Annotated in this window: 15 protein-coding genes; 3 read left to right on the top strand and 12 right to left on the bottom strand. The window is 73.5% G+C overall.

What is annotated here, in order from left to right:
* Positions 1 to 57: 57 nt before the first annotated feature.
* The 7 genes from QI554_RS09295 to QI554_RS09265 form a co-directional block, all read right to left on the bottom strand.
* Positions 58 to 843 (bottom strand): SDR family oxidoreductase, encoded by a 786-nt coding sequence (locus QI554_RS09295; protein ID WP_281467973.1) that lies wholly within the window; start codon positions 841 to 843, stop codon positions 58 to 60.
* A 125-nt stretch (positions 844 to 968) separates the two neighbouring features.
* The gene (locus tag QI554_RS09290) at positions 969 to 1613 is read right to left on the bottom strand and encodes a hypothetical protein (protein WP_281467970.1); all 645 of its coding nucleotides are present in this window, start codon (positions 1611 to 1613) and stop codon (positions 969 to 971) included.
* 10 nt (positions 1614 to 1623) lie between these two features.
* Positions 1624 to 2253: a DUF6286 domain-containing protein gene (locus tag QI554_RS09285; RefSeq protein ID WP_281467969.1), complete on the bottom strand. Its 630-nt coding sequence runs from the start codon at positions 2251 to 2253 to the stop codon at positions 1624 to 1626.
* Positions 2250 to 2624, bottom strand: coding sequence for an Asp23/Gls24 family envelope stress response protein (locus QI554_RS09280; protein WP_281467967.1), 375 nt, complete (start codon positions 2622 to 2624; stop codon positions 2250 to 2252). Before QI554_RS09280 ends, QI554_RS09285 begins: the two co-directional genes overlap by 4 nt.
* Positions 2624 to 2806 (bottom strand): DUF2273 domain-containing protein, encoded by a 183-nt coding sequence (locus QI554_RS09275; protein ID WP_281467965.1) that lies wholly within the window; start codon positions 2804 to 2806, stop codon positions 2624 to 2626. The genes QI554_RS09280 and QI554_RS09275 overlap by 1 nt, the downstream gene beginning before the upstream one ends.
* A gap of 65 nt (positions 2807 to 2871) precedes the next feature.
* Complete coding sequence (locus QI554_RS09270) at positions 2872 to 3168, bottom strand: hypothetical protein (protein WP_281467963.1); 297 nt, start codon at positions 3166 to 3168, stop codon at positions 2872 to 2874.
* Between the two features lie 15 nt (positions 3169 to 3183).
* The gene (locus tag QI554_RS09265) at positions 3184 to 3657 is read right to left on the bottom strand and encodes an Asp23/Gls24 family envelope stress response protein (RefSeq protein WP_281468044.1); all 474 of its coding nucleotides are present in this window, start codon (positions 3655 to 3657) and stop codon (positions 3184 to 3186) included.
* 181 nt (positions 3658 to 3838) lie between these two features.
* Between QI554_RS09265 and QI554_RS09260 the strand changes: the two genes are divergently transcribed.
* Positions 3839 to 4240 (top strand): Asp23/Gls24 family envelope stress response protein, encoded by a 402-nt coding sequence (locus tag QI554_RS09260; RefSeq protein WP_281467961.1) that lies wholly within the window; start codon positions 3839 to 3841, stop codon positions 4238 to 4240.
* A 2-nt stretch (positions 4241 to 4242) separates the two neighbouring features.
* On the opposite strand, the gene QI554_RS09255 is transcribed toward QI554_RS09260, so the two are convergent.
* The 5 genes from QI554_RS09255 to QI554_RS09235 all read right to left on the bottom strand — a co-directional run bounded on the left by QI554_RS09255 (position 4243) and on the right by QI554_RS09235 (position 10130).
* Positions 4243 to 6168, bottom strand: coding sequence for an ABC transporter ATP-binding protein (locus tag QI554_RS09255; RefSeq protein WP_281467959.1), 1926 nt, complete (start codon positions 6166 to 6168; stop codon positions 4243 to 4245).
* A gap of 87 nt (positions 6169 to 6255) precedes the next feature.
* The gene (locus QI554_RS09250) at positions 6256 to 7026 is read right to left on the bottom strand and encodes an enoyl-CoA hydratase/isomerase family protein (protein ID WP_281467957.1); all 771 of its coding nucleotides are present in this window, start codon (positions 7024 to 7026) and stop codon (positions 6256 to 6258) included.
* A gap of 243 nt (positions 7027 to 7269) precedes the next feature.
* Positions 7270 to 7494, bottom strand: a complete 225-nt coding sequence (locus QI554_RS09245) for a helix-turn-helix domain-containing protein (RefSeq protein WP_281467955.1) — start codon at positions 7492 to 7494, stop codon at positions 7270 to 7272.
* 307 nt (positions 7495 to 7801) lie between these two features.
* Positions 7802 to 9400 carry a ribosomal protection-like ABC-F family protein gene (gene abc-f, locus QI554_RS09240; RefSeq protein ID WP_281467953.1) on the bottom strand — a complete coding sequence of 533 codons (1599 nt, stop codon included), beginning with the start codon at positions 9398 to 9400 and terminating at the stop codon, positions 7802 to 7804.
* A gap of 274 nt (positions 9401 to 9674) precedes the next feature.
* Complete coding sequence (locus QI554_RS09235) at positions 9675 to 10130, bottom strand: ATP-binding protein (RefSeq protein WP_281467952.1); 456 nt, start codon at positions 10128 to 10130, stop codon at positions 9675 to 9677.
* A gap of 444 nt (positions 10131 to 10574) precedes the next feature.
* On the opposite strand from QI554_RS09235, the gene QI554_RS09230 reads away from it, so the two are divergent.
* Both QI554_RS09230 and QI554_RS09225 read left to right on the top strand, forming a co-directional pair.
* Entirely contained in the window at positions 10575 to 10871 is a 297-nt protein-coding gene (locus QI554_RS09230) for a DUF6191 domain-containing protein (RefSeq protein WP_281467950.1), read from the top strand.
* A gap of 183 nt (positions 10872 to 11054) precedes the next feature.
* Positions 11055 to 14054: a hypothetical protein gene (locus QI554_RS09225; RefSeq protein WP_281467948.1), complete on the top strand. Its 3000-nt coding sequence runs from the start codon at positions 11055 to 11057 to the stop codon at positions 14052 to 14054.
* Positions 14055 to 14121 lie beyond the last annotated feature (67 nt).

Here is a 14121-nt window from a genome sequence, read left to right as displayed (position 1 = left end):
TCGGTCCGGTCGGTCCGATGGAGTCGGTCCCCGGTCGGTCCGATGGGGTCGGTCCGGCTAGATCGACCGGATGGCGCCGCCGTCGACCGGCACCATCAGGCCCGTCAGGTACGACGCCGCCGGCGAGAGCAGGAACGCGGCGACCCTGCCGAACTCCTCCGGCGTGCCGTAGCGCTGGAGCGGGATGCCCGCCTCGCTGCCGGCCCGGGCCGCGGCCGGGTCGGCGGCGAGGGCGTCGAGCTCGCGGACCCGGTCGGTGTCAATGCGGCCGGGGAGCAGGCCGAGCACGCGGATGCCGCGCGGGCCCAGCTCGTCGGCGAGGGTCTTCGCGGTCATCGCGAGCCCGGGCCGCAGGCCGTTCGAGATCGCCAGCCCGCCGATCGGCTGCTGCACGGACACCGACAGCACGAAGCCGATGACGCCCTCGCCGCCGGCCGCCGGGCCGGTGCGGTCGCCCATGGCGTTGGCGGCCGCGCGGGCCAGGCGGACCCCTCCGAGGAACACCGACTCGAAGGCGTCGCGCCACGCGTCGTCCTCGGTGCCGACGACCGAGCCGGCGGGCGGTCCGCCCACGCTGATCAGGATGCCGTCGAGCCGGCCGAACCGGCTGACCGCCGCGGCGACCAGCCGCTCGGCGGCGCCCGAGTCGGCGTTGTCGGCCGCGACCCCGATCGCCTGCGGCAGCCCGCCCAGTTCGGCGGCGGCCTTGGCGGTGCGCTCCTCGGAGCGGCCGGTCACGACGACCCTGGCCCCGTCGTCGACGAGGGCGCGGGCGGTGGCGAAGCCGAGTCCTCGGGTGGCACCGGTGACGATGTAGACGCGATCGCGAAGTCCTAGATCCATGTCCAAATCCTGGCGTGCGGCCCGCGCGCCGTCACTGACCCGCACCGGTGACATACCCGACGCGCCGACGCCGGACGAGGCGCCGCGTCGCGCGTGCCTCGTCCCGGTCGTCGCCTCGGGCTCGGCTATTCGATGCGGCGGCGCGGCAGCCCACGTGCCGTACGCAGTTCGACGAACACCGGCAGGTACTCCAACTCGACCGCGCCGCGCCCGTGTTCGACCGCCTCGTCGCGGATCGCCTCGAGCACGGCGCGCGGTTCGGCGCCCGCCTCGGTGCGGACCGCCACGTTGAGGCGCGGCCCGTGGCGGCGGCGCACCAGGCGGGCGTGCACGGACTCGACGTCCGGGGTCCGCTCGAGGTCGTCCTCGATGGCGTCGGAGAGCGCGTAGCCGTTGACGGTGATGGTGTCGGCGTCGTCGCCGACCATGCCGAAGCCGGTGCCGAGTCCGGACGGGCCGCCGCCCGCGTCCGACGAGGTGTCGGCGACCCGGATGGTCTTGACCGGGCGGCGCCGGAACTGCGCGAAGAACCACCACACGCAGATCACCAGCAGCAGGCCCGGCGCGCCGAACGCGACCCACCACCACCAGCCGTGCCCGACCAGCCGCTCGGTCTGGCTCGGGGTGATGAGCGGCTTGTGCGCGGTGTGCAGCACGCTGCCGAGCTGGTCGTGGAACCAGCCGCGCGAGCGCGCGACGACGGCCAGCCCGCCGACCAGCAGCACGAGGCCGACGACGCTCAGCAGGACGCGGTTCAGGACACGGCGCATCGGGAGTCCGTCACCTTCCGCTGGTGGGTTGGATCCGCACGTCGACGAACGGCACCCGGGCGAGCAGCAGCGCGTCGGCGCGTTCGCGCAGCGCGGTCTCCAGCTCGTCGTGCAGTTCGTCGGGGTCGCGGAAGTGGTAGTCGACGCGCACCAGGGCCTTGCGGCGGCTGACCCGCACCCGGGCGTCCAGCACGCCGGTGGACGACAGTGCGGTGTGCCGCAGCAGCGTGCCCGCGGTGCGGCGGGTCATGTGAGCGGTCATGTCGGTGCCGACCGGCTCCAGAGGCAGCAGGTGGCGCTTCCCGGGCGTCCACGCGAGCAGCAGCAGCCACGCGCCGAGGACGGCCGCGACCGTGCCGCCGATCCACACCCAGCGGTCGGTCCACTGGTGCGTCTGGACCCAGTCGAGGACGTCGTACGCCCACTGCTGGGTGTGCTCCAGGCGGGCGGCGATGCCGAAGAACAGCAGTGTGCCCGCGACCCCGCCGAGCAGGAGCGCGGTCAGCGCCGCCGTGAATCCGCGCGTCGACCAGGCGCGGCGCGGCTTGCGGTAGCCGGCCGGGCGGGGCGTCTCCGCGCCTTCCCCGCCTCCGTCCGCAGGCGGGGCGCCGCCCTCGGGCGGCGCGTCGAGCACGCTCACTGCACGCGCCTCCTGCCCTTGCCGATCCGCGTCATGCGGCCGACGACGACGTCGATGCGGATGACGGGCATGCCGGTGAGCCGCTCGACGTCGTCGCGCACCCGGTGCCGCACGGTGCCGGCGATGTCGGTGATCCGGCCCGGGTAGGGCACGTCCAGGTCGAGCTTCACGGTCGCGTGGTCGTTGCGGACCTTCACGCCCGCTTTGGGCTCGCGCAGCTTCGTGTCGGGCGCGGCCGCGCCGGTCGCCTCTTTCGCGGCCCGGGCGGCGATCTTCTCAACGACGCGTTCGCCGATGCGCAGGGAGCCGCGGTACGGCGCGGGCGCGGGCGGCTCCAGGCGCGCCGCGCCGCTCAGGCGGGAACCCGCCATCAGCGGCGCCGGCCGCGCGACGAGAACAGCTCGCTGAGGTCGAGGTCGCCGTCGAAGTAGCGCCCGGCCAGGAAGCCGACCGCACCGAGCGCGGCGACCAGCAGGAACGCGCCGAAGCCGCCGATCGCCGCGGCGAGACCGAGGGCCATGCCGACCAGCAGGCCCACGACTGGTGTGCTCATGACTACCTACTCCTTGTGCGGCACCGGAGCGCCGTCATCCGTGTGGCTGCCCTATCCCGCGTGCGTCACCGCACGCGAGGATTCTGCCGCCTGCGGTGCCGCTCCATGACCGCCCGCCACAGTTGCGCGGGGAGTGAACCGCGTCGGTAGGCGGTCGTCTCCGCGGCGGCCGGCGGGTTGCCGGTGCGGCTCGCGGGGACGGGCCCTGCTCCGTCGGGGGAGAGCAGGGCCCGGTAGCGGGTCAGCCCGGCGACGAACTCCTCCGGATCCCCACCCCGGTCGGGGTGTTGTGTCCTGACGAACTCCCGGTACTCGCGCAGCAGTTCACGGCGCGCGTCCAGGTCTCCGGGATCCACCGCCATCGCCGGGCCCCCGTCCTACTGGAGCTGGCGCTCCCTCTCGTCCTCGTACTCGATGTGGATGTCGTCGACGGCGATGTTCACCTCGACCACCTCGAGCGCCGTCATGCGCTCGACCGACGAGATGACGTTCTCCCGGACAGCGGCCGCCAGTTCGGCGATCGGCACACCGTAGTCGACCACGATCGCGAGGTCGACGGCACACTGCTTCTCGCCGACCTCGACGCTCACGCCCTGCGCGACGTTGGGCTTGCCGCCCGGCACGCGCTGCCGCACGGCCGCGAACGCGCGGGCCGCGCCGCTGCCGAGGGCGTACACGCCGGCGATGTCACGCGCGGCGATGCCGGCGATCTTCGCGACGACTCCGTCGGCGATCGAGGTCCGCCCCCGGTCCGAGGTCAGCCTGGCCACCTCGGTGGAACGGCCCTGTCCAGGAACGACCCCCTCCTTCTCCACCTGCGATCCGGCCCGCTGGGTCGTCGTGTCCGACATCGACGCACTTCCCTTCGCCATAGGATTCTCCCCTGGTGTTTCGATCCTGCACATGCCCTATATGCGGGTCGCCACACCTGTACCAAGGGTATGAGCAAGTCGCCTCCGCGACCGGGATCGAATCGCCTTTGTCGCCCGGTGTACGCGCGGAATTCGCAGAACCGTTCGGGAAGGCGGTCCGATGGGCGCGCAAAACCACGCGCGGGACGACGCATTCGACACAAAGGCGGCACCGCTGCCGACGGCCGAGGAGCTGCTGGCCGCGACCACTCCTCCGGCCCGCGGCCGATCGGCCCATGCCGCACCCGACGCGTCGGCGTCGTTGGACGCCGAGCCCGAAGGCGCCCGCGCGCTGCGGGCCGCCGCCGACGCCGAACCGGGCGTGCGGTCGCGGAGCTGCCTCATCCGGACGGAGGACGACGGCCGGCCGGTGGTGACGCTGTCCATCGCGGTCGCCTACGGCCGGCCCCTGCACGAGGTCGCCGACCGGGTGCGGGCGCGCGTGACGAAGGCCGCCGGCCGCGCGCTGCACACGCGAAAGAAGCCCACCGTCGACGTCAAGGTCGTCTGGCTGGACGACTGAGGTCAGCCGGCCAGGGCCGGCTCCTCCGTCCCCTGGTCCGGTGCTGCGTCGGGGTCCTGGGTGCCGCCGGCGCCGAACTGCCGGTGGTACAGGTCGGCGTATGTGCCGCCCAGGGCGAGGAGTTCGTCGTGGCGGCCGCGTTCGGCGATGCGTCCCGCGTCGACGACGAGGATCTGGTCGGCGTCGCGGATCGTCGACAGGCGGTGCGCGATGACCAGCGCGGTGCGGCCGCGCAGGGCGTTGGCGAGGGCCTGCTGGACGGCCGCCTCGGACTCCGAGTCGAGGTGCGCGGTGGCCTCGTCGAGGACCACCACGCGCGGTGCCTTCAGCAGCAGGCGGGCGATCGCCAGGCGCTGCTTCTCGCCGCCGGACAGCCGGTGGCCGCGTTCGCCGACGACGGTGTCGAGGCCGTCGGGCAGGGCGCCGACGAGGTCGGCGATGTGCGCGGCGTGCAGGGCGTCCCACAGCTCGGCCTCGTCCGCGCCCGGGCGGGCGTAGAGCAGGTTGCCGCGGATGGTGTCGTGGAACATGTGCGAGTCCTGCGTGACCACGCCGACGGCGTCGCGCAGCGACTCGAGGGTGACGTCGCGGACGTCGTGGCCACCGATGCGGACCGCCCCGTCGGTGGCGTCGTACAGCCGGGCGACGAGCGAGGTGATCGTCGTCTTGCCCGCGCCGGACGGCCCGACCAGGGCGACGACCTGGCCGGGTTCGGCGGTGAACGACACGTCGTGGAGGACGGTGTCGCCGCGCGACCGGTCGAGTACGGACACCGACTCGAGGGACGCGAGCGAGACCTCGTCGGCGGCCGGGTAGTGGAAGCCGACGCCGTCGAACTCGACGCGCGCGGCGTCGGCGGGCAGCGGTGCGGCGCCGGGCTTGTCGGCGACCATCGGCACCAGGTCGAGGACTTCGAAGACCCGCTCGAAGCTGACCAGCGCGGTCATGACGTCGACGCGCACGTTTGCGAGCGCGGTCAGCGGCCCGTACAGCCGCCCGAGCAGGACGGTCAGCGCGACGAGGGTGCCGACGGTGAGCCTGCCGTCGACGGCGAGGTGGCCGCCGATCAGGTAGACCAGCGCGGTGGCGAGGGCCGCGACGAGGGTGAGCGCGGTGGCGAAGACGCGGTTGACGAGCGCGATGCGGACGCCGACGTCGCGCACGCGGGCCGCGCGCGCGGAGAAGAGCGCGTCCTCCTCCTCGGGCCGCCCGAAGATCTTGGCGAGCATGGCGCCGGAGACGTTGAACCGCTCGGTCATGACGGTCGACATCTCGGCGTTCAGCTGCATCTGCTCGCGGGTGAGCGCCTGGAGACGGCGGCCTATCCACTTGGCGGGCAGGACGAACAGCGGGAGCAGCAGCAGCGAGACCAGGGTGATCTGCCACGCCAGGTAGAACATCGTGCCGGCGACGAGGACGAGGCTGACGAGGTTCGAGACGGTCCCGGCGAGCGTCGAGGTGAACGCGCGCTGGGCGGCCAGCACGTCGTTGTTGAGCCGCGAGATCAGTGCGCCGGTCTGGGTGCGGGTGAAGAACGCGATCGGCATGCGCTGCACGTGCGCGAAGACCTGTGTGCGCAGGGCGTAGATGGAGCCCTCGCCGATGCGCGCGGAGTACCAGCGCTCGACGAGCCCGACCCCGGCGGCGACGACGGCGAGGCCCGCGACCACGAGCGCGAGGGTGGTGACCAGCCCCGCGTCGTGGCCGAGGACGCCGTCGTCGACGATGCGCTGGGCGAGCAGCGGCGGCAGGACCGTGAGCACCGCGTCGACGACGACGAGCCCGAGGTACGCGGCGATCTGCCCGCCGAACGGCCGCGCGAACGCGCCGACCCGGCGGACCGTGCCGGGGGCCAGCTTCTGCTTGACCACCGAACCGTCACGGGACCAGGACCTCGGGGACACCCCCAGCGAACCGCCAGGAACCATGCGTCGTCATTTCCCCTCGTCGCGGAGACTGCTGTCTGAACTGCCGGAGGGGTGCAACGCCGCCGCTCGCCGTGTTCTTCCTGGAGGCTACTCGCCCGCCCCGAGGAGGTCCTTGAGCCGACGCCCCTGCGCCTCGCGCTCGGCGGCGCGCTGCTCGTCGTAGGTGCGCTCGGCGGCGCCGCGCAGCAGGGCCTTGGTCTCGACGACGGCGTCGCGCGGCGCGGCGGTGAGCGCCTTGGCGAGGCCGAGCGCGGCCTCGTCGAGTTCGGCGCGCGGTACGACCTGGTTGGCCAGGCCCAGCGCGGCGGCCTCCGCGGCGCCGATGCGGCGGCCGGTGACGCAGATCTCCAGAGCGCGCGCGTAGCCGACGAGGTCGACGAGGGGCTTGGTGCCGGCCAGGTCGGGGACCAGGCCGAGCGATGTCTCGAGCATGCAGAACTGGACGTCGTCGGCGCACACGCGCAGGTCGCAGGCGAGGGCGAGCTGGAACCCGGCCCCCACCGCGTGGCCCTGCACCGCCGCGATGGAGACCAGGTCAGGACGCCGCCACCAGGTGAAGGCCTCCTGGAACTCCGCGATGGTCTCGTCGACCTCGGCGTCCCCCCGGGTCGCCAGGTCGGCCAGGTCCGCTTCCCCCGGCACGCCGCCGCCGCCCGGGAAAAGGCGGCGGTCGAGCCCGGCCGAGAACGACGATCCCTCACCCCGGAGGACCACCGCGCGGACGTCACCGGGCAACGAGCGCCCGACCCCGGCGAGATCCCGCCACGTGGCGGGCGTCTGCGCGTTGCGCCGGTCCGGATTGGCGAGGGTCACCACGGCGAGTGGGCCCGTGAGCTCCAAGCGGACGTTCTCCGACATGCTCTGCCTCCACGTGCGGAACGGTTCCGGGCCGGGGTGCGGTCCGGGGTGACCGGGATCGGCCACCCGGCCTACGGTATGAGGTCGGGTGGCCGCACATGAGAGGTGGTACCGGCTGGTAACTTAAAAGCCGTCGGCAGTACTGTGACGTGCTGCGGGAAGTGCCGCGAGAGACATGGAACTGGTCGGGCTGGTCTGACTGGTCGGGCAACAGGAGAAAGTACGCGCGGGTCGCGACAGGCGTCAGGAGGAGGTCGCCCTCGTCTTGCCCCGGGTGGCCCCGCCCCTACCGCGCAGGGTCACGCCGGACTCGCTCAGCATGCGGTGCACGAAGCCGTAGGAACGGCCTGTGGACTCCGCGAGTGCGCGGATGCTGGCGCCCGAGTCGTACTTGCTCTTGAGTTCCGCGGCGAGCTTCTCGCGCGCGGCGCCGGTCACCCGGCTGCCCTTCTTCAGAGTCTCGGCCACACGTGCCTCCTCATAGGAAGTGCGCTCTGGCTTCCCATGATCACCCCTGAGGGGCGGCGAGGCCAGTGGTTCCGGGCAGCTCGTAGGGCCCGTTGAGGCCGTTCCCAGGCCGCCGGAGCCCATGATCCATCGTTCGGAAGCCCGGATTCCGCGGCGAATTCCTTGACGATGTCCGGCGTCGCTCGGCAAAGCCGCTGGTCACGCATGGGGTTTGCGACCTTGCTGAGCGTGGCTGACCCTACGGGTGGCGCATTACGGCGCACGACCGGAACGTGTGCTTCCTCTTGTGAGGATTTGGTGAGGGTCCTCAGGCCAGCGCGACGAGGTCGGCGTAGTCCTCGTTCCACAGGTCCTCGACGCCGTCCGGAAGCAGGATGATCCGCTCCGGCTGCAGCGCCTCGACCGCGCCCTCGTCGTGGGTCACCAGGACGACCGCGCCGCTGTACGAACGCAGCGCCGACAGCACCTCTTCCCGGCTCGCCGGGTCGAGGTTGTTCGTCGGCTCGTCGAGCAGCAGGACGTTGGCCGCCGACACCACGAGCGTCGCCAGCGCGAGCCGGGTCTTCTCGCCGCCGGACAGCACGCCGGCCGGCTTGTCGACGTCGTCGCCGGAGAAGAGGAACGAGCCGAGCACCTTGCGGACCTCGACCAGGTCCATGTCGGGCGCCGACGAGCGCATGTTCTCCAGCACGGTGCGCTCGGGGTCGAGCGTCTCGTGCTCCTGCGCGTAGTAGCCGAGCTTCAGGCCGTGGCCCGGCTCGATGCGGCCGGTGTCGGGCGTCTCCACACCCGCGAGCAGCCGCAGCAGCGTCGTCTTGCCGGCGCCGTTGAGGCCGAGGATGACGACCCGCGAGCCCTTGTCGATCGCCAGGTCGACGTCGGTGAAGATCTCCAACGAGCCGTACGACTTGGACAGTTCGCTGGCCATGAGCGGCGTCTTGCCGCACGGCGCCGGGTCCGGGAAGCGCAGCTTCGCGACCTTGTCCGCCTTGCGCGTGCCCTCCAGGCCGGACAGCAGGCGCTCGGCACGGCGCGCCATGTTCTGCGCGGCGACGGTCTTGGTGGCCTTGGCACGCATCTTGTCGGCCTGCGACATGAGCTGCGACGCCTTCTTCTCGGCGTTGTCGCGCTCGCGCTTGCGGCGCCGCTCGTCGGTCTCGCGCTGCGCGAGGTAGGCCTTCCAGCCGACGTTGTAGACGTCGATCGCGGTGCGGTTGGCGTCCAGGTGGAAGACCTTGTTGACGCACGCCTCGACGAGGTTGACGTCGTGGCTGATGACGATGAAGCCGCCCTTGTACGTCTTCAGGAAGTCGCGCAGCCACACGATCGAGTCGGCGTCGAGGTGGTTGGTCGGCTCGTCGAGCAGCAGCGTGTCGGCGTCCGAGAACAGGATGCGGGCCAGCTCGACGCGGCGGCGCTGGCCGCCGGACAGGGTGCGCAGCGGCTGCGACAGGATGCGGTCGGGCAGGCCCAGGCTGGCCGCGATGGTGGCGGCCTCGGCCTCGGCGGCGTACCCGCCCTTGGTGAGGAACTCGGTCTCGAGGCGCGCGTAGCGGCGCATCGCCTTGTCGCGGGCCTCGCCGGTGGACGACGACATGGTCTGCTCGGCGGCGCGCATGCCGTTGATCGCGGCGTCGAGGCCGCGCGCGGACAGGATGCGGTCGGTGGCGAGCACGTCGAGGTCGCCTGTGCGCGGGTCCTGCGGCAGGTAGCCCACCTCGCCGGAGCGGGTGATGGTGCCGGCGGCGGGCTGCGTCTCGCCCGCGAGGGTCTTCGTCAGCGTGGTCTTGCCGGCTCCGTTGCGGCCGACCAGCCCGATGCGGTCGCCGGGCGCGACGCGGAAGCTGGCCTGCTCGAGAAGGACGCGGGCGCCCGCACGCAGCTCGACGGCGGTGGCAGTGATCATGTGGGGACGTGACTCCAGGTCAGGCCGGACTCACGGGTTCCGGCTCGGGGACTTCAGGGCAGCGGGCGGGCGGGCTTCCGCCTACCCCTATGGGGTCACGCCGCGGTCACGCAACGGATTAACTGCCTCGACCATACGCATCAGTCTAACGGGGGACCGAGAGCCGGGATTCCCCCGCATGCCACCCGCCGGGATCACCTGTGGATCCCGGCGGACGGTAGGTGCATCGTCCCCGTGCGGTTCAACGACGACGCCGGACGTCGGACCGGCGGCGTCAGGCGGACAGCAGGTCCACGTCGCACCACACGACCTTGCCGCCGGGTACGAGCCGGCTCCCCCAGTCCTCGGCGAGCGCCTCCACGAGCATGAGCCCGCGCCCGTGTTCGTCGGCGGTGGCGACGGGGGTGCGCGGACGCGGCAGCAGCGTGGCCGCGGCGTCGGTGACGGCGATGCGCACCGACCGCTCGCGGCGCAGCACCTCGACGGTGACGGTGCCGCTGTGCGGCGAGTGCCGGACGGCGTTGGTGACCAGTTCGGAGACCAGGAGTTCGAGGATGTCGAGCGGACCGGACGGGATGAGCGCCCGTACCGAGCCGCGCAGCGCGTGCCGAGCCGTGGGCACCGCCTCGACCGTGACCGGCAGGCGTAGGCACAGGACGACGACAGGCTGCCTGGCGGATTCGGTGGCGGACGCGGTGAGCTGCTGCGGTATCTGTGCGGTTCCGGTCACCCTGCCCGGCCCGGCCCGGCCGGGTACCGGCGCCGCTTGCGCGGTGCCGGCGGCGGCCCCCGCGCAGGGCGACCGGGTAGGTGCCGTCGGATCGGGCTTGGACTCCCCTTGCTGCCGCCGTGGTGCGGTCTCGCCCACAACTCCCCCTGAGTCGCCGGATTTCGCGCTGGTCGTCTTCGTCCCCGCGGGCGTTGCCCTTGTTAGTGAGATCGACTAGTGCGGCGTGCCCGAAACCTGGTTGGCGCGATGAGACCCGGCGCGAGGCGCATCCGTCGGGGCGTGGGTGGTGGCCGGTCCCATAGGGGCGCACGCCCGGCGCGCGATGGTGGTGCGACAGCGAAGGCGGGATCGCGGAGCCCGGAACAGGGGTGACGCGGCGTACGTTGGGACCCTGTAGGAACCCGGCCGACGTGGAGCGGCGGAGCATCGCGGAAGGAGGCGACGGTGATCGGCGGCATCTTCGAGGAGCTGTTCAGCCCCGGACGCAAGCACACCGACGACGAGCACAACCGGCTCGCCCTCGCCCGCGACGACGACCGCGAGGAGGGCGGCCCGGGCCCGGTCGACCTCGACCGCGGCGTCATAGTCATACGCCGCAGCGTCCCGGCCGCCGAAGCCGACGCCGCGGCGCGCGCGCAGGCGCCGGCGGCCGCCGGCCGCGCCGACCGTGGCGCGACGCGCCCGACGGCGTCCGTCGACCCGGGCGCGGTGGTCCTGCCGGGGCGTCCCCCGTCCGCCTGACCGGCGGCCCTCTGACCAGCGGCACTCCTCCGACGGGCGGCGATCCGTTCGGGAACCAACCGATCCGCCTGGACGTCCCGGATCCCGGGTGGCGCGTACGGCGCGACCGCCCTGTGCCGAGCGCCTTCGCGAGCGCTACCGTCGGCACCAGCAGCGGCAACAGCAGCGTCACGGAGGATCCGCATGCAGCCACGGCTCGAGGCCACCCTGGCCGACTTCGTCCCGGCCTTGCGGTTCCTGTCGCCGGAGAGCGTCGACCGCCACCTCGGCCATCCGGACCTCCCGCCGGCCTGGTGGACCGGCGTGCCCATCGCGCGCGCCGTCGACGCCATCGGCGCGGCCGAGCTGCCGAGCCGGCTCGCCGACCTCGCCTACGCGGAACTGCGCCACCTGCGCCTCGGCGACCTGCTGCCCGCCGCATGGCTGGCGCGCAACGACTTCCGCCTGTCCCAGTGGCCGGACGGCGTGCGCACGAGCGTGCTGGTCCGCACCCCCGACTGGGGCGACCTGCTGGGCGCCACGGTGCAGGAGATCGGCGACTGGACGCAGATCGGCACGTCCACCGTGCGTCCCGTCATCGCGCAGCTGTTCGCCGAGGTGCTGGGCCTGCTGCCGGCCGAGGGCGCAGGCGCCCCGGAGGAGCCGGACGCCGTGGCGGAGGACTCCGCGGCCGAAGACCCCACAGCGGCGGACGCAGCGGACGCGGACGACGCGCCGGACGAAGGCGAAGCCGCGGCACTCCAGGCCGACGCCGCCGACCGCCCCCGAGGCATCCGCATCGCCAAGCGCCGCCCCGCCGAAGCCGCGCAGGACAGCGCGTTCGCCCTGCCCGCGACCGACGCGGACGACTCCGCCGCCGACCGCGAGGCGTTCGCGGACACCGCGCCGGGCGGCGCCGACACCTCGTCGACCGAACTCGAGCCGGTCAGCGACCTGCTGGACGCCATCGAGGACGAGCTGCGCCCGGTCAGCATGCCCGCGCCGCCGACCGGCGACCTCGGCGCCGTGGTGCGCTGGCTCGCCGAAGAGGCGCCCGACGTCCCGCTGATGTCCGAGCTCGCGCGCGTCACGTTGGAGACCGTCGCGGTCGTCGGCGTCGAGGGCGCGCCGCCGGAGGTGCGCACCGCCGTGCTGCGGCTGACGTCGCTGGTGCCCGAGACGCTGCTGCCCGAGGGGCTCGACGTGTCGGAGGACGCCTTCGAGGTGCCCGGCGCGGACCTCGAGGACCCGTACGACGCCCCCGAGATGACCGTGATGCTGGCGGGCGTGCCGGACCCCGTCGAGACGTTCGAGCCGGAGGCCCCGAAGGCCGAGGTCCGGCCGGAGCCCGAGCACGAGCCCGCGTCCGCCCGTGACAAGGCGGCGGCGCGCGAGGCGTACCTGGAGGGCGACGACGAGGCGCACGAGGACTTCGCGCCCGTCTACGAGCCGGACTTCACCGGCGCGACGCCGACGCCGCCGTCCGTCCGCGCCGTGCCCGCACCGGTCGGTGCCGAGGACATGACCGTCCTCGCGATGCCCGCCGCGCGCGAACCGGAACCCGCCGACACGCCCGACCCGGTCGACGCGTTCGGGGAGATCCCGCCCGCGACCCGTGAGGACAGCGCGGTACGCGTGCCCGAGGCCGAGGAGCCGGCGCAGCCGGTGGACGCGTTCGGCGAGATCCCGCCGCTCACCCGCGACGACGTCCCGGTGCAGCGCCGGGACCTCGAACGCGAGGCCGAGGCCACGGTGTTCGAGCCGCCCGCGGCCGCCACCCAGGTCGCGGGCACGCCGCCGTGGGCCGGGGCGGACGACGTCACCGTCGAGGTCGGCAAGGCCGAACCGGCCGAGGACCGCGTGCCCGCGGCGAAGGCGGCCGAGCCCGAGGCGGAGGCCGCAGCGAGCCCCGCGGAAGGTGTCGTCTACCCGCCGAAGCCGTCCTCGCCCCCGCCGATCCCGCCGATGCCGAGCACCCCGCCGCCGGCGCCCGAAGCCGAGCGCGAGCCGGACCCCGAGCCGGACGACATCGTCATGGTGCTCGCGGCGCTGTTCCGCGGCCGCGAGCCGCGCTGGCGGATGCTGGCCCGCGACCGGATGTTCACCGACACCCCGCGCGACACGGCGTCCGTCGCGGCCGAGTTCGGGAAGTCCGACGCCGAGGTCGAGGCCCTCGAACGCGCCCTCAAGCGCCACCTGTACGACCAGCTCGAGCAGCCGGTGGGCGCGCGCGTGCGCGACCACCTGGGCTTCGTGCAGGCACGGTTGGGCTCGGTGTCCACCGTCACCGAACTGCTGGCGCTCGACGAGCGGCACACCGACACCGTGCCGGGCCTGGGCGTGCAGGTCTGGCAGGTCGTGCGCGGGCTGCTCAACCTGCACACGTCGGCCGACGGATGGCTGACCGCCGGCGCCCCGGGCGAACTGGCGTCGCGCACCTCCGAGGTCGTCGGCGGCGCCTGCGAGCAGTCCGGCACGGTCCCGCTCGCGGCGCTCAAGGAGCCGCTCCTCGGCCTCGGCATCCGCGCCGAGGTCCAGGAAGCGTGGATCGGACGCATGGAGGGCTTCGAGGTCGTCGACGGAACGGTCCGGCTGTGGCCGGCCCCGGCCGCCGCGCCGGCCGCCGACGAACCCGTCGACGCGGACGCGGCGACCGTCGAGGTGACGCCGGAGCCGGTGTCGACCGACCCGGGCGACGCCGCCCAGTGCTTCCGCGACGACCAGGGCGTCTGGTGGTACCGCGTCGACGTCGACACCCCGCTGCTGGACGGCGAACGCCTCCCGCTCCCCCCGGCGTTCGTGTCCGCCCTCGGCCTCCGCCCGGGCCAGAGCCTGCGCCTGCACCACGCCGCGGGCCCGGCCGCGCTGCGCTGGGAGGACCGCCCGTACTGCGTCTCCCTCCGCACCGTCCTCAACGGCATCGCCGCCGAGGACGGCGACATGGTCTTCATCGGCTCCGTCCGCCCCGGCCGCCTCGAGACCCGCCTCCTGGCCGGCGACGGCAAGCTCCGCCTCCCGCGCTGGGCCCGCGCCCTGCGCCACACCGGTGTCGACCCGGTCCCCGACCAGGTCAACCTCCCGTCCCTGCTGGGCGCACGCCTGGGCCTTGCCGAAGGCTGCGACCTGAAGGCGGTCCTGAAGCGCCTCCAGGACCGGGGCGACTCGGACGTCCTCGAACTCCTGGGCGTGGCCCCCGCCCGCTGACGCGCCCCCGGCGCGGGATAGTTGTAGGGCTCAGTCAAAATACCCGCAACCAGCCGGACACCACGCC

Source organism: Yinghuangia seranimata, assembly GCF_029953285.1.
GTDB classification, from domain to species: Bacteria; Actinomycetota; Actinomycetes; order Streptomycetales; family Streptomycetaceae; genus Yinghuangia; species Yinghuangia seranimata.
The sequence above is the reverse complement of the archived record's forward strand: the minus strand, read 5'-3'. Positions and strand labels throughout refer to the sequence as shown.

Bases quoted from the DNA above. Each gene is read 5' to 3' on its own strand.
- QI554_RS09270 (WP_281467963.1), bottom strand. From the start codon at position 3,168: ATGGCGGTGGATCCCGGAGACCTGGACGCGCGCCGTGAACTGCTGCGC.
- abc-f (WP_281467953.1), bottom strand. From the start codon at position 9,400: ATGATCACTGCCACCGCCGTCGAGCTGCGTGCGGGCGCCCGCGTCCTT.
- QI554_RS09295 (WP_281467973.1), bottom strand. From the start codon at position 843: ATGGATCTAGGACTTCGCGATCGCGTCTACATCGTCACCGGTGCCACC.
- QI554_RS09275 (WP_281467965.1), bottom strand. From the start codon at position 2,806: ATGAGCACACCAGTCGTGGGCCTGCTGGTCGGCATGGCCCTCGGTCTC.
- QI554_RS09280 (WP_281467967.1), bottom strand. From the start codon at position 2,624: ATGGCGGGTTCCCGCCTGAGCGGCGCGGCGCGCCTGGAGCCGCCCGCG.
- QI554_RS09225 (WP_281467948.1), top strand. From the start codon at position 11,055: ATGCAGCCACGGCTCGAGGCCACCCTGGCCGACTTCGTCCCGGCCTTG.
- QI554_RS09265 (WP_281468044.1), bottom strand. From the start codon at position 3,657: ATGTCGGACACGACGACCCAGCGGGCCGGATCGCAGGTGGAGAAGGAG.
- QI554_RS09255 (WP_281467959.1), bottom strand. From the start codon at position 6,168: ATGGTTCCTGGCGGTTCGCTGGGGGTGTCCCCGAGGTCCTGGTCCCGT.
- QI554_RS09260 (WP_281467961.1), top strand. From the start codon at position 3,839: ATGGGCGCGCAAAACCACGCGCGGGACGACGCATTCGACACAAAGGCG.
- QI554_RS09290 (WP_281467970.1), bottom strand. From the start codon at position 1,613: ATGCGCCGTGTCCTGAACCGCGTCCTGCTGAGCGTCGTCGGCCTCGTG.
- QI554_RS09250 (WP_281467957.1), bottom strand. From the start codon at position 7,026: ATGTCGGAGAACGTCCGCTTGGAGCTCACGGGCCCACTCGCCGTGGTG.